At 75.7% G+C, this 17,276-nt stretch carries 15 protein-coding genes; 9 read left to right on the forward strand and 6 right to left on the reverse strand.

Features of this window, described 5'->3' with window-relative positions; translation table 11 throughout:
- On the forward strand, nt 1-600 hold a 600-nt coding region (locus ACFUMH_RS13970), incomplete at its 5' end, for an NYN domain-containing protein (protein WP_378206562.1).
- 93 nt (nt 601-693) lie between these two features.
- On the opposite strand, the gene ACFUMH_RS13975 is transcribed toward ACFUMH_RS13970, so the two are convergent.
- Nucleotides 694-2,502: an AMP-dependent synthetase/ligase gene (locus ACFUMH_RS13975; protein ID WP_378206565.1), complete on the reverse strand. Its 1,809-nt coding sequence runs from the start codon at nt 2,500-2,502 to the stop codon at nt 694-696.
- 228 nt (nt 2,503-2,730) lie between these two features.
- On the opposite strand from ACFUMH_RS13975, the gene ACFUMH_RS13980 reads away from it, so the two are divergent.
- A complete protein-coding gene (locus ACFUMH_RS13980) occupies nt 2,731-3,678 on the forward strand; it encodes an ROK family glucokinase (protein WP_378206568.1) in 948 nt (315 codons plus the stop codon).
- Between the two features lie 35 nt (nt 3,679-3,713).
- On the opposite strand, the gene ACFUMH_RS13985 is transcribed toward ACFUMH_RS13980, so the two are convergent.
- Nucleotides 3,714-4,328, reverse strand: coding sequence for a hypothetical protein (locus tag ACFUMH_RS13985; protein ID WP_378206571.1), 615 nt, complete (start codon nt 4,326-4,328; stop codon nt 3,714-3,716).
- Nucleotides 4,329-4,464: 136 nt separating this feature from the next.
- On the opposite strand from ACFUMH_RS13985, the gene ACFUMH_RS13990 reads away from it, so the two are divergent.
- The 3 genes from ACFUMH_RS13990 to ACFUMH_RS14000 all read left to right on the forward strand — a co-directional run bounded on the left by ACFUMH_RS13990 (nt 4,465) and on the right by ACFUMH_RS14000 (nt 8,001).
- Nucleotides 4,465-5,247, forward strand: a complete 783-nt coding sequence (locus ACFUMH_RS13990) for a lysophospholipid acyltransferase family protein (RefSeq protein ID WP_378206604.1) — start codon at nt 4,465-4,467, stop codon at nt 5,245-5,247.
- 184 nt (nt 5,248-5,431) lie between these two features.
- A complete protein-coding gene (locus ACFUMH_RS13995; protein ID WP_378206574.1) occupies nt 5,432-6,652 on the forward strand; it encodes a pyrophosphate--fructose-6-phosphate 1-phosphotransferase in 1,221 nt (406 codons plus the stop codon).
- Nucleotides 6,649-8,001: a class II 3-deoxy-7-phosphoheptulonate synthase gene (locus tag ACFUMH_RS14000; protein WP_378206577.1), complete on the forward strand. Its 1,353-nt coding sequence runs from the start codon at nt 6,649-6,651 to the stop codon at nt 7,999-8,001. Before ACFUMH_RS13995 ends, ACFUMH_RS14000 begins: the two co-directional genes overlap by 4 nt.
- Nucleotides 8,002-8,083: 82 nt before the next feature.
- On the opposite strand, the gene pknB is transcribed toward ACFUMH_RS14000, so the two are convergent.
- Nucleotides 8,084-10,075: a Stk1 family PASTA domain-containing Ser/Thr kinase gene (gene pknB / locus ACFUMH_RS14005; protein WP_378206580.1), complete on the reverse strand. Its 1,992-nt coding sequence runs from the start codon at nt 10,073-10,075 to the stop codon at nt 8,084-8,086.
- Nucleotides 10,076-10,123: 48 nt separating this feature from the next.
- Entirely contained in the window at nt 10,124-11,302 is a 1,179-nt protein-coding gene (locus ACFUMH_RS14010; RefSeq protein WP_378206583.1) for a LysM peptidoglycan-binding domain-containing protein, read from the reverse strand.
- Between the two features lie 145 nt (nt 11,303-11,447).
- On the opposite strand from ACFUMH_RS14010, the gene ACFUMH_RS14015 reads away from it, so the two are divergent.
- The gene (locus tag ACFUMH_RS14015; protein ID WP_378206586.1) at nt 11,448-11,858 is read left to right on the forward strand and encodes an Rv2175c family DNA-binding protein; all 411 of its coding nucleotides are present in this window, start codon (nt 11,448-11,450) and stop codon (nt 11,856-11,858) included.
- Nucleotides 11,859-11,980: 122 nt separating this feature from the next.
- Here the strand turns inward: ACFUMH_RS14015 and ACFUMH_RS14020 are convergent, their stop codons facing one another.
- A complete protein-coding gene (locus ACFUMH_RS14020) occupies nt 11,981-13,096 on the reverse strand; it encodes a polyprenyl synthetase family protein (protein WP_378206589.1) in 1,116 nt (371 codons plus the stop codon).
- 22 nt (nt 13,097-13,118) lie between these two features.
- Nucleotides 13,119-13,655 (reverse strand): hypothetical protein, encoded by a 537-nt coding sequence (locus ACFUMH_RS14025; protein ID WP_378206592.1) that lies wholly within the window; start codon nt 13,653-13,655, stop codon nt 13,119-13,121.
- 123 nt (nt 13,656-13,778) lie between these two features.
- Between ACFUMH_RS14025 and ACFUMH_RS14030 the strand changes: the two genes are divergently transcribed.
- The 3 genes from ACFUMH_RS14030 to ACFUMH_RS14040 all read left to right on the forward strand — a co-directional run bounded on the left by ACFUMH_RS14030 (nt 13,779) and on the right by ACFUMH_RS14040 (nt 17,220).
- Nucleotides 13,779-14,969, forward strand: coding sequence for a DUF4192 domain-containing protein (locus ACFUMH_RS14030; RefSeq protein WP_378206595.1), 1,191 nt, complete (start codon nt 13,779-13,781; stop codon nt 14,967-14,969).
- Between the two features lie 96 nt (nt 14,970-15,065).
- Nucleotides 15,066-15,461 (forward strand): universal stress protein, encoded by a 396-nt coding sequence (locus tag ACFUMH_RS14035; RefSeq protein ID WP_378206598.1) that lies wholly within the window; start codon nt 15,066-15,068, stop codon nt 15,459-15,461.
- Between the two features lie 196 nt (nt 15,462-15,657).
- The gene (locus tag ACFUMH_RS14040) at nt 15,658-17,220 is read left to right on the forward strand and encodes an RNA polymerase sigma factor (RefSeq protein WP_378206601.1); all 1,563 of its coding nucleotides are present in this window, start codon (nt 15,658-15,660) and stop codon (nt 17,218-17,220) included.
- Nucleotides 17,221-17,276: the final 56 nt, after the last annotated feature.

A 17,276-nucleotide genomic window follows, 5' to 3' on the forward strand; every position in this document is an offset into this window, starting at 1 on the left:
CGGGACCAGGTGCGCACGGGACGTGCGCTCGCCGACGCCCGGGCCCGGCTGCTGCTCGACACGCTCCTGGACGCGGCGTCGGGCCTGCGCGCCGAGCTCGCGCTGCCGCCCGCGACGCGGACGCCCGCGGACATCGTCGCGCCGGCGGGGCCGGCGGCCCCGGGCCGGCCGACGTCGCGCGGGCGCGCGGTCGACGACCCGGCCCTGCTCGACGACCTCCTGCGGCTGCCGCACGCGCACCTGCTCGTCGACGGCTACAACGTCAGCAAGACGGGGTGGTCCGGCCTCCCGCTGGCCGACCAGCGGCGCGTCCTCGTCGACGCCCTCGCCCGGCTGGCGGCGCACAGCGGCGCCGAGGTGACGTGCTGCTTCGACGGCGCGGAGGGGCACCGGGCCCCGGTGCGGGAGCGCGGCGTCCGGGTCGCGTTCTCGTCGGGGGAGATCGCCGACGACCTGCTGCGCCGCCTGGTGGCCGCCGAGCCGCCGGGCCGCGTGCTGGTCGTCGTCACGAGCGACCGCGAGGTTGTCCGCGACGTCGAGGCGGCGGGCGCGTGGGCGGTGCCGTCGGGCGTGCTGGTCGCGCGGCTGCAGCGCACCTGAGCCGCCCGGGCGCACCGCGGCCGGCCCGGGACGCGCGGCGCCCCCGCAGCCGTCGGGCGTGCGGGGGCGCGACGCGCGCCGGTGCGCTCCGGCTCAGTGGTCGCCGGAGGACTCGTACAGGGCCTCGACGTCGGCCGCGAAGTCCTTGAGCACCTCGGCGCGCCGCACGCTCAGCTTCGGCGTGAGGTAGCCGTCGGCGATCGTGAGGTCGCGGTCGAGGATCCGGTACTTGCGGATGGACTCGGCGCGGGAGACGGCCCGGTTCGTGCGCTCCACCGCCTTGTCGAGCGACGCCAGCACGTCGGGGTCCTTCGCCGCCTCGGCCAGCGACATGGCGGGCTTGCCGTGCGCGGCGAGCCACCCGGGCACGCCCTCCGGGTCGAGCGTCACGAGCGCGCCGATGAACGGGCGCTGGTCGCCCACGACGACCACCTGGCTGACGAGCGGGTGCGCGCGCAGCCGGTCCTCGAGCACCGCCGGCGCGACGTTCTTGCCCCCGGCGGTGACGATGATCTCCTTCTTGCGCCCGGTGATGCGCAGGAAGCCGTCCTCGTCGAGCGTGCCGAGGTCGCCGGTGCGGAACCAGCCGTCGTCCATCGCCTCGGCCGTGGCCGTCGGGTTGGCGTGGTAGCCGCGGAACACCTGGATGCCGCGGATCTCGATCTCGCCGTCCGCCGCGATCCGCAGCGACGTGCCCGGCAGCGCCGGGCCGACCGTGCCGATCTTCGTGCGCTCCGGCAGGTTGACCGTCGCCGGCGCGGTCGTCTCGGTGAGGCCGTAGCCCTCGAGGACCTTGAGCCCGACCCCGCGGTAGAAGTGCCCCAGCCGCTCGCCGAGCGGCGCCCCGCCGGAGATGGCCCACTCGACCTGACCGCCGAGCACCGCCCGCAGCTTGGAGAGCACGAGCACGTCGGCGACCTTGTGCTGCAGCCGCAGCCAGGGGCTCGGGCCCGACGGCGTGTCGAGCGCGCGCGAGTAGACGATGGCGGTCTTCGCGGCACGCTGGAAGATCGCCCCCTTGCCGCCCGCCGCGGCCTTCTGCTCCGCCGAGTTGTAGACCTTCTCGAACACGCGCGGCACCGACAGGATGAACGTCGGCCGGAAGGAGCCGATGCCCTCGACGAGCGTCTTGGTGTCCGGCCAGTGGCCGAGCACGGCGCCCGCAGGGATCGTCAGGACGTGCACGAACCGCGCGAACACGTGCGCGAGCGGCATGAACAGGAACGTGCGCGCGCCCGGGGTCGACACGACGACCCCGAGCTTCTCCACGGCGTTCGTCGTCAGCTGCGCGAAGTTGCCGTGCGTCAGCTCGACGCCCTTCGGACGTCCGGTCGTGCCCGAGGTGTAGATGATCGTCGCGACGTCGTCCCGCGCGGCGAGCCCCCGCCGCCGCGCGATCTCGTCGTCGGGCACGTCGGCGCCCGCGGCGACCAGCGTGTCGACGGCGCCCTCGTCGAGCACCAGCACCTCGCGCAGCGCGGGCGCCTGTGCCCGCACCTCCTCGACGACCGCGGCGTGCGCGGGCGTCTCCACCACGAGCAGGCTCACGTCGGCGTCGGTGAGGATCCACTCGACCTGCTCGGCCGAGGAGGTCTCGTACAGGGGGACCGGCACGGCGCCGGCGGCCCACGCGGCCCAGTCGAGCAGCGACCACTCGTACCGCGTGCGGGACATGATCCCGACGCGGTCGCCCGGGGCGACGCCGCGCGCGACGAGGCCCTTGGCCACCGCCACGATGTGCGCGTCGTACTCGCGGGCCGTCATCGGCTCCCACGTGCCCGCGGCGGTCACGCGCTCGACGAGGGGACGGTCGGGCGTCGCGCGCACGCGCGCGGCGAGGAGGTCGTTGAGGTTGTCCGACGGGTCCGTCTCGACGAGCAGGGGGCTGTGGAACTCGTCCATGCTGACTCCAGTGGCAGGGGGCGACGGGTGCGACGAGGATACGGGACCCGCGCCCCGCGCCCGCAGCGTCCGACCGGGTGCGTCGCGCGCCGACGGACCTGCGCCGGGGGCCGGCCGGCGGCCTGGGCGGGACGAACGGATGCGCGCGCTCCCACCGCGGAGCGCTAGCGTGGTCCGGGCGTGCGCGGTGGTCGTGCGCGAGGATCGACGGCAGGAGCGGACGAGGACATGCACGCCATCGGGGTCGACATCGGCGGGACGAAGATCGCGGCCGGTGTCGTGGACGACGACGGCGTGATCGTCGCGCAGACGCGGCGGGACACCGATCCCGACGACGTCGCCAGCATCGACGCCGCGATCGCGGACTCCTACCGGGAGCTGAGCGCGTCGTTCGAGGTCCGCCAGGTCGGGCTCGCCGCCGCGGGCTTCGTGGCGGCGGACCGCTCCGGCGTCCTGTTCGCGCCGAACATCGCCTGGCGCGACTACCCGCTCCGCGACAAGGTCGCGGCCCTCATCGGTGACGAGTCCGTGACGATCGTCGTGGAGAACGACGCGAACGCGGCCGGCTGGGCGGAGTTCCGCTACGGCGTGGCGCGCGACGTCCACGACATGGTGATGCTGACGCTCGGCACGGGCCTCGGCGGGGCGATCGTCACGCACGGCCGGCTCGTCCGCGGCGCGTGGGGCGTCGCCGCCGAGATCGGGCACATGCGCGTCGTGCCCGGCGGCCACTACTGCGGCTGCGGGCACGAGGGGTGCTGGGAGCAGTACGTCTCGGGGTCGGCGCTCGTGCGCGACGCGCAGGCGGCGGCGATCACGCAGCCCGAGCGCGCGGCGCGGCTCGTCGAGCTCGCCGGCGGTCGTGCCGACAAGATCACCGGGCCGCTCGTGACGCAGTGCGCCCAGGAGGGCGACCCGCTCGCCGTCGAGCTGCTCGCCGACGTGGCCGCCTGGGTGGGGGAGGGCGCGGCGACCGTCGCGGCCCTGCTCGACCCGGAGATGTTCGTGCTCGGCGGCGGCGTGAGCGCCGCCGGCGACCTGCTGCTCGCGCCGGCGCGCAAGGCCTACGCCGAGCAGCTGTCGGCGCGCGGGCACCGTCCCGAGGCGTCGATCGTCATCGCCTCGATGGGCAACGACGCCGGCATGGTCGGGGCGGCGGACCTCGCGCGCGTCTGACCCGTCGGCCGGGCGGTCGCCCGGGGTGCGGTGGGTCAGACCACCGCGCCGGGGTCGTCGTCCGCGGGGTCGCGCCGGTGCGGCATGCGCCACACGAGCACGCCCACGGCGACGACGAAGAGGCCCACGGCCGCCCGCACGAGCAGCGCGGGCGCGTCCCGCCAGGCCACGACGACCACGAGCAGCAGGATCGGCACGCCCACCGCCGCGCCCCACGCCATCGTGAGCAGCGGGTCCCCGCCCAGCACGGGGCCGGGGTCCGGCGGCACGAAGTGCTCCGCCTCGTCGACCGCGTCCTCGGCGTCGTCGTACTGCGCGGTGCCGTCCCAGTCCCGTCCGGAGAGGCGGGGCGGTGCCGCCTCCGGCGCGGGCGGCGCGCCGGCGGCGGGCGGCTCGGCGGCGGCGGGACGCACCACGCGCCCCGGCGCGGCGGGACCGGCCGCCTCGGCCGCGTCGTCGACGTCCCGCAGGCGCGCCACGATGGAGGCCCAGACGGCGTCGTCGCCGTCGTCGGCACCCCTGCCGGGCGTCGGCTCGGCGCCGCCGCCGGCACCACCACGGGTGGCTCCGGCGGGTGCGCCGTCCGGCGCGGCCCCCTCGGCGGGGGACGTGTCGTCGGCACCGGCGGCGTCGTCGGGGCGTGCGGCCATGGGAGCACTCTAGAGTCGGACCCGACGTGCCGGCCCCTGCGGGCCGGTTGCAGGTCTGCACCGCGCCCGTGACCGCGGGCGGCAGGCGGCGTCGGCGCGGGCGTCGGGACGAGGAGACACGTTGTTCTACTGGTTGATGAAGCGGGTGTTCGTCGGGCCCCTGCTGCACCTGGTGTACCGGCCGTGGGTGCGCGGCGCCGAGCACGTGCCCGCGGAGGGTGCGGCGATCCTCGCGAGCAACCACCTCGCCGTCATCGACTCGTTCTTCCTGCCGCTGGTCCTCGACCGCGAGATCGTCTTCATCGGCAAGCAGGAGTACTTCACGGGTCGCGGGCTCAAGGGCCGGCTCACCGCGGGGTTCATGCGCGGCGTCGGCACCATCCCCGTGGACCGCGGCGGCGGCAAGGCGAGCGAGGCGGCGCTGCGCACGGGCCTCAAGCGCCTGCGTGAGGGCGGCCTGTTCGGCATCTACCCCGAGGGCACGCGCAGCCCGGACGGCCGGCTGTACCGCGGCAAGACCGGCATCGCGCGGCTCGCGCTCGAGTCCGGCGCGCCGGTGGTGCCGCTCGCGATGATCGGTACGGACGTCGCGCAGCCGCTGGGACGCAAGATCCCGAAGGTGATGCGCATCGGCGTCGTCATCGGCGAGCCGCTGGACTTCAGCCGCTACCGCGGCATGGAGAACGACCGCTTCATCCTGCGGTCGGTGACCGACGAGATCATGTACGCGATCATGAGCCTGTCGGGCCAGGAGTACGTCGACGTGTACGCGGCCACCCAGAAGGCGCGCATCGCGACCGGGCACCCCGCCGCGGACGAGGCGCCGGGTCGGCTGCCCGACGCGCCGGGCGGGCGTCCCCGGCCGGATGTCCAGGTTCCGGGCCCGCCCGAGGACGGCTCCGCGACGTCAGTAGGATGACGCCGGTCCCGGCCGCGCGCCGGGCCCGCGGGCACCGCCTCGGTGCGCCCGCCGTGCCGCACGACCCGTCGCCGCCGCGCGCGGACCTCGGTCCCGCGCCCCGGCCCTCGGGGGAGGCACGCCGGGCGCGCCCGCCGACGCGCGTGCCGCAGTTCCGTGCTCGACCCAACGAGAGGTGTCTCCCATGTCGGTCCGTCGCGTCGCCCTCCTGACCGCCGGCGGTTTCGCTCCCTGCCTGTCCTCCGCCGTCGGTGGGCTCATCGAGCGCTATACGGAGATCGCCCCCGAGGTCGAGATCGTCGCGTACCAGCACGGCTACCACGGCCTGCTCCGCGGCGACAAGGTCGTCGTGACGCCCGAGGTCCGCGCGCAGGCCGGCGTTCTGCACCGGTTCGGCGGGTCGCCCATCGGCAACTCGCGCGTCAAGCTCACCAACGCCGCCGACTGCGTCAAGCGCGGGCTGGTGCAGGAGGGCGAGGACCCGCTGCGCGTCGCGGCGGAGCAGCTCAAGGCCGACGGCGTCGACGTGCTGCACACGATCGGCGGCGACGACACCAACACGACGGCGGCCGACCTGGCGGCGTACCTGCACGACAACGGCTACGAGCTCACGGTCGTGGGCCTGCCCAAGACGATCGACAACGACGTCGTGCCGATCCGCCAGTCGCTCGGCGCCTGGACCGCGGCCGAGGAGGCCGCCGGCTTCGCCGCGAACATCATCGGCGAGCACCGCTCGGGGCCGCGCATGCTCATCGTGCACGAGGTCATGGGTCGGCACTGCGGGTGGCTGACCGCCGCCGCGGCCGCCGAGTACCGGAAGTGGCTGGACCGGCAGGAGTGGGTGCCCGGCATCGGCCTGACGCGCGAGCGCTGGGACGTGCACGCCGTCTTCCTGCCCGAGCTGGCCCTCGACATCGACGCCGAGGCCGAGCGCCTCAAGGCGATCATGGACGAGCAGGGCAACGTCAACATCTTCCTGTCCGAGGGCGCCGGCATGCACGAGATCGTCGAGCAGCTCGAGGCGGCGGGCGAGACCGTGCAGCGCGACCCGTTCGGCCACGTCAAGCTCGACACCATCAACCCGGGGCAGTGGTTCGCGAAGCAGTTCGCGGCGAAGCTCGGCGCCGAGAAGACGATGGTGCAGAAGTCCGGCTACTACTCGCGCGCCGCGGCGGCGAACGCCGAGGACCTGCGCCTCATCAAGTCGATGACCGACTTCGCGGTCGACTCCGCGCTGCGCGGTGAGTCCGGCGTCATCGGTCACGACGAGGAGCAGGGCGACCGCCTGCGGGCCATCGAGTTCCCGCGCATCGCCGGCGGCAAGGCGTTCGACGTCTCGCAGCCGTGGTTCGGCGCGCTCCTCGAGGACATCGGGCAGCCCCTCGTGCCGGCGAGCCACGCATGAGCGTCGCACCGGACCCGCAGGTCGTCGAGGGGCTCGACGCCTGGGAGGGCCTGACGGCGCTCCAGCAGCCGCAGTGGCCCGACCGCGACGAGCTCCGCCGCGTGCGGGACCGTCTCGCCGCGGTGCCGCCGCTGGTATTCGCCGGCGAGGCCGACGCGCTGCGGGCGCAGCTCGCGGCCGCGTCCCGTGGCGAGGCGTTCGTGCTGCAGGGCGGCGACTGCGCGGAGACCTTCGCGGAGTCGACCGCGGACAACATCCGCAACAAGATCAAGACGATCCTGCAGATGGCGGTCGTGCTCACGTACGGCGCCAGCATGCCCGTGGTGAAGATGGGCCGGATGGCGGGGCAGTACGCGAAGCCCCGGTCGTCGGACAGCGAGACGCGCGGCGACGTCACGCTGCCCGCGTTCCGCGGCGACATCATCAACGGCTACGACTTCACGCCCGAGGCGCGCACGCCGGACCCGCAGCGGCTGCTCGAGGCGTACCACACGTCGGCGTCGACGCTGAACCTCATCCGCGCGTTCACGACGGGCGGCTTCGCGTCGCTGCTGCGCGTGCACGAGTGGAACCGCGGCTTCATGACGAACCCGGCGTACGCCCGGTACGAGGAGATCGCGGCCGAGATCGACCGCGCGATCCGCTTCATGGCAGCGTGCGGCGCGGACGTCGACGCGCTGCGCGCGGTCGACTTCTACGCCTGCCACGAGGGGCTGCTGCTCGACTACGAGCGGCCCCTCACGCGGATCGACTCGCGCACGGGCCTGCCGTACGACTGCTCGGCGCACTTCCTGTGGATCGGTGAGCGCACGCGTCAGCTCGACGGCGCGCACGTCGACTACTTCTCGCGCGTGCAGAACCCGCTGGGGGTCAAGCTCGGCCCCACGTCCACTGGTGACGACGCCATCGCGCTGATGGACCGGCTGAACCCGAAGGGCGAGCCGGGGCGGCTGACCTTCGTCACCCGGATGGGCGCCGGCAAGGTGCGCGAGCTGCTGCCCGCGCTGGTGGAGAAGGTCGCGGCCGACGGTCGCCCCGTCACCTGGGTGTGCGACCCGATGCACGGCAACGGGATCACCTCGGCGACCGGGTACAAGACCCGACGGTTCAGCGACGTCATCGACGAGGTGGCCGGGTTCTTCGAGGTGCACCGCGCGCTCGGCACGGTGCCCGGCGGTCTGCACGTCGAGCTGACCGGTGACGACGTCACCGAGGTGCTCGGCGGCTCCGAGGAGATCGACGACGCGGGGCTCGCCCGCCGCTACGAGACGCTCGTGGACCCGCGCCTGAACCACCAGCAGTCGCTCGAGATGGCGTTCCAGGTCGTGGAGCTGCTCCGACGCGCCTGACGCCCGCCGCCACGCCTCGTGGCGCCGACGCCCCGACCCGCCGCGCGGGTCGGGGCGTCGGTCGTCCCGGGCCCGGTACGGGTCAGACGACCGTCAGCACGACCGCGGTGCCCTTGCGGACCTGCTCGCCCGACGGCACGCTCTGCTGCCGGACGGTGCCGAAGATCCCGCCGAGCACGTTCTCGCGCGTGGCCGTGAGGCCCAGCGCCTCGAGGTCCTTCTTCGCCTGGTCGAACTGCTTGCCGGTGAGGTCCGGCATCGCGACGGTCTCGGGCCCCTTCGACACCGTGACGCCGACGGTGTCGCCGCGCCGCGCGGTCGCCCCGGCCCGCGGCTCCTGCTCGATGACCTGCCCGGCCGGCACCGTGTCGGAGAACGCCTCCGTCGGCTCGACGCCGAGCGCGTCGCGGGCGAGCTGCTCCGTCGCGTCCTCCAGCGAGATGCCGACAACAGACGTCACCGTGACGGGCGCCGGGCCGTCCGACAGGACGAGGACGACGGGGCTCCCGCGCTTGGCCTGCGTGGCCGCCTCGACGGGCGTGCCGTCGGGGAGGGTCGCGCGCAGGACGAGGCCCAGCGCGACGTCGTCGCTGTGCTCCGGGTCGCCGTACTCGGCGGCGAGCTCGGCGGCCGCGAGCGCCGCCTCGGCCGCGGCCTGCTCCTGCCCGACCAGGTCGTCGGGCACGTCGACGAGGTCGACGCCCCGCGACACGGTGAAGGTCACCGTGCCGTCCTTGCGGACGGCCTCACCCGGTCCGGGGTCGGTGCCGACGACGGACCCCGCGGGCACGGCGTCGTCGAAGGCCTCGGCCCGCTCGTGCCGCAGGCCGGCGGCGTCGAGCGCCGCGACCGCCTCCGGCTCCGTCGACCCGACCACCGCGGGGACCGAGGTGTAGGCGCCCGGCCCGACCTGGAGGTACCACCACGTGCCGAGCCCGAGCAGCGCCGCGACGGCCGCGACGACGACCGGGACCAGCCAGCGGCGCCGGGGTGCGGTGCCGTCGGCGTCCGCGGGCGTGCGCGGCGGGGCGGGCGCGGCCACGCCGAGACCGATCGGCAGCGCGACGGTCCCGCCGTGGCGGTCGGCGGACGTGAGGCGCGTCGTGGCGGCGTGGTCCGTGCCGTCCTCGTCGACGTCGCCGAGGGCGGCGTCGCCCGTCGCCGACGGGAGCACGACCGTCGGCGGGACGTCCGCGCGCCGGTCCAGCGTCGCGTCGTCGAGCCCCGCGCGCGTGCGCCGCAGCAGCTGGCACGCGGCGGCGGCGTCGACGGGCCGGTCGTCGGCGTCCCGCGCCGCGAGAGCGGCGACGAGCTCGTCGACCTCGGACGGGAGCCAGTCGACGAGCGTCGACGGCGCGGGGACCTCGGAGCTGACGTGCTGGAAGGCGACCTGGATCGGCGTCTCGCCCGTGAAGGGCTGGCGGCCGGTGAGCATCTCGTAGAGCAGCACGCCGCACGCGTAGACGTCGGTGCGGGCGTCGGTGGCGCCGTGCGTGACGAGCTCCGGGGCGAGGTACGCGACGGTGCCGAGGACCGTGCCCGTCGTCGTCGACGTCACCTCGGTCACCGCCCGCGCGAGCCCGAAGTCGCCGAGGCGGACCCGGTCGTCCTCGCTCATCAGCAGCACGTTCTCGGGCTTGACGTCGCGGTGCACCAGCCCGGCGCGGTGCGCGGCGGCGAGCGCGTCGAGCACCGACTCGAGGACGCGCAGCGCCTCGCGGACCGTGAGGGCACCCTGCTCGGCGATGCGCCGCCGCAGGTTCGTGCCCTCGACGTACTCCATCGTCAGGTAGCTCGTCTCGCCGTCGACGCCCTGGTCGTAGACGCCGACGAGACCCGGGTGGGTCAGCCGCGCCGCGGTCCGCGCCTCGCGGCGGAACCGCGCGACGAAGGCGCTGCCCGACGCCCCCTCCGCGAGGTGGGGGTGCATGACCTTGAGGGCGACCTCGCGGTCCAGGCGGCGGTCGACGGCGACGTACACCGTCGCCATGCCGCCGCGAGCGATGCGCGAGACGACCTCGTACCGACCGTCGACCAGACGGCCGACGAGCGGATCGGTGACGGTGGCTCCCACGCGCGGAAGTCTACGGGCGGGGGTGCGCGGAACCCGGTAGCCGTGCCGTCAGCGGAAGCGCGTCATCAGCGTCTGCACGTTGGCGACGTACCGGCGCGTGTCGGCGTACATGCCGTTGCGGGCCACGGAGGAGGCGCCCTGGTAGTACGAGGCGATCGCGGTCGGCAGGTCGGGCGACGTGCGGACCAGGGAGCGCAGGATCGCGACGCCCGCGACGACGTTGTCGTCCGGGTGCAGGAGGTTGAGCGGACGGCCGACCATCTCCGACGCCCACTGGCCCGACGAGGGGATGACCTGCATCGTGCCGATGGCGTTGGCGGGGGAGACGGACGTGTGGTTGAAGCCCGACTCCTGGAAGGCGACGGCCTGCGCCAGGGCGGCGTCGACGCCCATCGACCGGGCGGTCGCGGCGACCTTCGCCTGCATCTCGTCGCGCGAGGGGACCCCGGACGCCAGCAGGCTCGCCTTGTTCTGGTTCGCCGACGCGACGACCTGGTCGGGGTAGGTGCGGCCGGCGAACGTGTTGCCGACGAGGCCGGTCGTCGTGGCGGCCGCGGCCGGTGCCGCCGTCGCCGCGGCCGAGGCGCCCGGCACGGCGAGCGTCTGCCCGGCGCGGATGAACGCGCGGGCGTCGAGCCCGTTGGCCGCGACGACCGCCGCGACGGTGGTGCCGTGCGCGCGGGCGATGCCGGAGACCGTGTCGCCGGTGCGCACGGTGTAGCTGCCGGCGGGGGTGGTGGCCGCCGTGGTGGCGGCCGCCGCGGGCGCGGCGCCCCCGGTGCCGGGGATCGTGAGGGTCTGGCCGGCGCGGATGAACGCGCGGGCGTCGAGCCCGTTCGCGGCGACGACCGCCGCGACGGTGGTGCCGTGCGCGCGGGCGATGCCGGACACCGTGTCGCCGGTGCGCACGGTGTAGCCCGTGGCGGCCGGCGCGACGGCGGGCGCGGGCGCGGGGGCCGGCGCGGCCGACGGCAGGCGCAGGACCTGCCCGGCACGGATCCGGGAGGGGTCGGCGAGGGCGTTGTCCTTCGCGAGCGTGCGGACGTCGGTGCCCGAGCGCTTCGCGATCGCGGAGAGCGTGTCGCCGTCCCGGACGGTGTAGGTGTCGGCGGCGTGACCGGCGGTCCCCGTGGCGGCGATCGCGACGGTGGCGAGCGCGAGCGTGGCACCGGTGCCGGTCGCGACGCGGGTCACCGGGTTCGCGCGACGGCGAGCGGCTGCGGGCATGAGGGTCCCCCCCGGGAGTGGCACAGGAGGCTCCTGTGGCTGGTGTGACAGGTGTGACAGAACTCGACGGTAGGGGACGATCGACCCCGGGGAAAGCGCGTGGCGTGAATTACAGGCGTGTGGTCGAGCGCCGTAGGCTGACCGGGTGAGCGCACGCAGCACCCCGGACGACCTCGTCGACGCCTGGCTGACCGTCCCCGACGTCGCCGACCGTCTCGGCACCGACCCGGGCAAGGTCCGCCGGATGCTGCAGGAGCGGCGGCTCGTCGGCGTCCGCCGCGGCGAGCCCCCGGTCATGAGCGTGCCCGAGGCGTTCCTCGTGCCGGGGCACCTCGCCAACCCGGCGCAGCCCGGCCGCGCCGAGGACGCGCCCGCCTGGACGGTGCTCGCCGCCCTCCAGGGCACGCTGACCGTCCTCGCCGACACGGGCTTCGCCGACGACGAGGCCGTGGTGTGGCTGTTCTCGCCCGACGAGCAGCTCGGCACGACGCCCGTCGCCGCGCTGCGCAGCGGGCGCAAGACCGAGGTGCGGCGGATCGCGCAGGCGCTGCTCTGACCCGGTCCCGGTGACCGGGTCCCGCTGAGCGGTCTCGCCGGGCCGGCCCTGCTGGGCCGGCTCCGACGAGCCGGCCCGTCGCGGGGGGCCGCGTCGGGTGGCCGACGCGGGCGAGGGAGCCGTCAGGCGCGGCGGTCGACCGCGGCGTGCGCCAGCGCGACCAGCTGTCCGCGGGCCGGCTCCGGCCAGCCGCGGGCCTCGATCTCAGTGAACGCGCGGGCGGTCCGCTCCTCGATGAGGCGCTCGACCTCGTCCGGGGCGCCGGTGGCGGCGATCGTCGACGCGAGCGTGCGTACGCGGTCGTCGGTGAGCCCCCGGTCGCCGAGGCCGCTGGTGAGCGTCTGCACGGTCGCGTCGTCACCGGCGGCCCGGGCACGTCGCAGGGCGCGCGCCACGAGAACGGTGCGCTTGCCCTCGCGGAGGTCGTCCCCGGCGGGCTTGCCGGTCGTCGCGGGGTCGCCGAACACGCCGAGCAGGTCGTCCCGGAGCTGGAAGGCCTCGCCGAGCGGCAGCCCGACCTTCCGGCAGCCCGCCAGCGCGGCCTCGTCGGCACCCGCGAGCGCGGCGCCGAGCACGATCGGGTGCTCCACGCTGTAGCGCGCGGACTTGGCGCGCAGGACGTCGAGCGCGCGCCGCTCGTCCCCGTCGTCGTCGCCCCACGGGAGCGCCTGCGCCAGCACGTCGAGGTACTGGCCCACGGTCACCTCGGTGCGCATGAGGTCGAAGACCTCGCGTGCCGTCGTGGCGGCGTCCCGCGGGAGGGTCGGCGCGGCCTCGGCCCACTCGCGCTCGCTCGCCACGAGGGCGAGGTCGCCGAGGAGGATCGCGGCGGCGGCGCCGAACCGCTCCCCGTCCCCGAGCAGGGAGCGCGCGGCGTGGTCCGTCGCGAACGCCCGGTGCGCGGCGGGGCGGCCGCGGCGGGTGTCGGAGTCGTCCATGACGTCGTCGTGGAACAGCGCCGCCGCCTGGAACAGCTCCAGGGCGGCGCCGACCCGGTGCACCGCTGCCTCCTGCGGCGTGCCCGGCGTGCCGCCGTGGGCCCGCCACGACCAGTAGCAGAAGGCGGCCCGCAGGCGCTTGCCGCCGGAGACCATGCTCTCGACGGCGTCGACCAGCGGTGCGCCGTCCGGCGAGAGGGCGACGACCTCGGCGCGCAGCCGCGCGACGTGGCGGGCGAGGGCGGCGTCGACACCTGCGCGCAGGTCGACGAGGTCCACGGGCGCGGGGGCGTCGGTCACGCGGCCCACCCTAGGCCGCGGCTCAGGGCGCGGCGGTGCGCAGGGTGCCGCCGAGCGTCATCGTCCGCGTGCCGTCCCGGTCGAGGACGCCGACGACGAGCAGCTCCGCGCCCTCCGAGCGCGCGAACGTCACCTGCGCCGCGAGCCCCGCCTCGGGGGCGGCCGGGACGGACTCGGTGAACCCGGCGGCGACCAGCGGTGCGCGCACGGCGTCGAGGAGGCCGGCGGTGTCCTGCGCGGTGCGCACGTTGAGGCTGATCTCGACGGCGCCGTCCGCGACCGGGGCCGCGGAGGACACGAGGACCTCGGCACCCGGCGGGACCGGTACGAGGTCGCCCGGGAACCCGTCGGCGAGCCGGCCGACCGCGGTGTGCGGCCCGATCTCGTCGGTCAGGAGGCTCTCGGAGGCGGACGGCGTGGGCGCGACGCTGGGCGTGACCGTGGGACGGTCGCCGGGCGAGGTCGGGCCCGTGCACCCCGCGCCCGCGGCCAGGGTGACGAGCACGGCCAGGCACGCCGCCGCGCGGGCGGCCGTCGGGGACGTCCTCGGCGTCGGCACGGCGCACAGGCTAGCCGGACCGGCCCGACGCCGAGCCGACCCCAGCGCAGGACCGGTCGGCGCCGCCCACAGATCCGGCCCCCGCCGCCGCCGCGTGCCGCCGCCAGGCGCTGGGGTGGGCCCATGGAACCCGTCATCCTCCGTGTCGACGAGCCGCGCGAGCTGCTCGCCTACGTCCCGCACCGGCTCGGCTTCCGGCCGCACGAGAGCGCCGTCGCGGTCGGCCTGCGCGGCCCGCGCGCCCGCGTCGGCCTCGTCGTGCGCGTCGACCTCGACGACCTCGCGTCGCCCGCCCACGGCCCCCAGCTCGCGCGCACCCTGGCCGGTCACCTCGACGCGGACGGCGCCACCCGGGTGCTCCTCGTCGCCTACACCGAGCGAGCGGCGGGGGAGCGCCTCGCCGGCCAGGCCGCCGCCCACCTGGCCGAGGCCTGCGACGTGCCGGTCGGGCCCGTGGAGGCGCTGCTCGTGTCCGGTGACGCCTACCGCTGCCTCGCGTGCCCGCCCGGCTGCTGCCCGCCCGGCGGGCGCCCGCTGGACGACCTGCGGGGCACGCGCGTGGGCGCGGAGATGGTCCTCTCGGGCTCCGTCGTCGCCGACCGGCGCGAGGACGTGGCGCGCATCGCGCCCGCGCCGGCGGAGGCGCGGAGGGCGGTCGCGCGGGCCCGGCGCCGGTGGGAGGCGGCGCGGCTGCGCGCCGCGGGCGCGGGCGGCGAGGCGGTCGCGGCGTGGCGCCTGGCGTCGCTGCGGGCGTGGCGCGAGGAGGTCGCCGCGGACGGTGCCGACGTCGGCCCGGACGGTCCTCGGGACGGTGCCGCGCGGGCCGGCGTCGCCCGTGGCGGCGGCAGCGGGCGCCTGCCCGGCGGGAGCACGACGTGCAGCCGCCTCGGCCGGCTCGAGGCGGGCCTGGCCGACCGCCGGGTGCGGGACGCGGTCCTCGTGTCGCTCGTGCCGGGCACGGGGACGCTGCCGGAGCGGTCCCTGCGCGGCGCGCACCCGGACCCCGCGGACGACCGGCTGCTCGGCGAGGCGATGTCCCGCGTGGTGGACCCGGCCGACGGCATGCCGCCGCCGGGCACGAGCCGGCGTCACGAGGCGGTGCTCGAGCAGGTCGTCGCGCACGGGCACCGTGACGGGCACGCGCCCGCCCTCACGCTGCTCGGGCTCCTCGCGTGGTGGCACGGCGACGGGGCGCGGGCGTCGCTGCTGCTCGAGCGGGCCCTCCACGTCGACGGCGCGTACCGGCTCGCCGCGCTGCTCGCGCGCATGCTGGACGCGGGGCTCCCCCCGGGCTGGGTCCGTCGGGAGGGCTGACGCGGCGCCGGCCGGGGGGCGGCGCGGTCGTGGGCGGCGCGCCGCTCCGGTAGCGTCGCGCCCGAGGCCAGCGTGGTCCGTGAGGGAGGGTGCGCGATGGGAATCGTGGTCGGCTACCTGGCGACGCCGGAGGGGCGTGCGGCGCTCGACGCGGCGGTCGACGAGGCGCGCCTGCGCTCCACGCCCGTCGTCGTCGTCGCCAGCGTCCGCCCCGACGAGCTCGCCGAGCGACGCGCGGAGACGGCGGAGGCGCTCGACCGCGTCCGCGAGGAGCTGGCCGGCCTGGGCGTGGAGCACGACGTGCGCCTCCTCGACGGCGGTGACGTCGCGGACGACCTCATCACGACGGCCGAGGAGGTCGGCGCGCAGCTCGTCGTGCTGGGGCTGCGCCGGCGCAGCCCGGTGGGCAAGCTGATCCTCGGCGCGAACGCGCAGCGCGTGCTGTTCGACGCCCCCTGCCCGGTGCTCACGGTCAAGCCCGGCGTCAGCTGAGGCTGCCGTCCGCACCGGGAATCATCCCGGTGCCCTCGTCGTTGGTACCGGTGAATCCCACGATCCCCGGCGTGCACCCGCACGCCGCGCCGCGGCGCGCGCTGCGAGCCCCCGGTCGTCGGTACAATATCCGTCTGTCTTCCGGTCCTGCGGGCCCCTCCTCGGATCCGGTCGCCGTGCTGACGAAAGGTCCTTCGTGACGTCCCAGACACCGCACCCCGCGCTCCCGCGCGAGTTCCAGCACCCCGCGCTGCAGGAGCTGGTCAAGCGTGGGCGCACCCACGGCAGCGTCGACACCGGCTCCGTGCGTGCCGCCTGCGAGGCCGCCGGCGTCGAGGGCGCCAAGCGCCTGCGCGCCGTCGTCCGCGGGCTCGGTACGGCCGGTGTGACGGTCAACGACCTCGGCACCGCCGGTCGCGCCGTCGCCGCCACGAGCGCCAAGTCGCGTCCCGCGGCCAAGGCGTCGGTCGTCGACGCCCGCCCCGACGGGGCGGGCGCCACCACCACCAAGGCCGCGCCCAAGGCCGCCGCGAAGCCGGCGGCGAAGCCCGCCACGCGTACGGCCAAGGCCGCGGCCGCCAAGGCCGCCACGGCCCCCGGCGACGACGTCGCGGACGGGGTCGAGGAGATCGAGGACGTCGAGATCGAGGACGTCGAGATCGAGGACGTCGAGACGGTCGACGACGACGCCGCCGAGACCGACGAGGCCACCCCCGAGGCGGCCGGCGACGTCGCTGCCGCGACGAAGCCCGCGGCCAAGGAGGAGACGACGACGTCCGAGGACGTCGGCTTCGTCTACTCCGACGCGGACGACGACGACGCCCCGGCGCAGCAGGTCGTCACCGCCGGCGCGACCGCCGACCCGGTCAAGGACTACCTCAAGCAGATCGGCAAGGTCGCGCTCCTCAACGCCGAGCAGGAGGTCGAGCTCGCCAAGCGCATCGAGGCCGGCCTGTTCGCCGAGGAGCGGCTCAACGCCGGCATCCAGATGGAGCCGAAGCTGCGCCGCGAGCTCGAGTGGATCGCGCAGGACGGCCGCCGCGCCAAGAACCACCTCCTCGAGGCGAACCTGCGGCTCGTCGTCTCGCTCGCCAAGCGCTACACCGGCCGCGGCATGCTCTTCCTGGACCTCATCCAGGAGGGCAACCTCGGTCTGATCCGTGCGGTCGAGAAGTTCGACTACACCAAGGGCTACAAGTTCTCGACGTACGCGACGTGGTGGATCCGTCAGGCCATCACGCGCGCCATGGCCGACCAGGCGCGCACCATCCGCATCCCGGTGCACATGGTCGAGGTCATCAACAAGCTCGCGCGCGTGCAGCGCCAGATGCTCCAGGACCTGGGCCGCGAGCCCACGCCGGAGGAGCTGGCCAAGGAGCTCGACATGACGCCCGAGAAGGTCGTCGAGGTCCAGAAGTACGGTCGCGAGCCGATCTCGCTGCACACGCCCCTCGGCGAGGACGGCGACAGCGAGTTCGGCGACCTCATCGAGGACTCCGAGGCAGTCGTGCCCGCGGACGCGGTGAGCTTCACGCTCCTGCAGGAGCAGCTGCACCAGGTGCTCGACACGCTGTCCGAGCGGGAGGCCGGCGTCGTCTCGATGCGGTTCGGCCTCACGGACGGCCAGCCCAAGACGCTGGACGAGATCGGCAAGGTCTACGGCGTGACGCGCGAGCGCATCCGGCAGATCGAGTCGAAGACCATGTCGAAGCTGCGGCACCCGTCGCGCTCGCAGGTCCTGCGCGACTACCTCGACTGAGCCGGCCCGCCGGACGTACGACGACGGCCTCGTCACCGCGATGCGGTGGCGAGGCC

The sequence above is a fragment of the Cellulomonas sp. NPDC057328 genome, assembly GCF_042667215.1.
GTDB lineage: Bacteria > Actinomycetota > Actinomycetes > Actinomycetales > Cellulomonadaceae > Cellulomonas.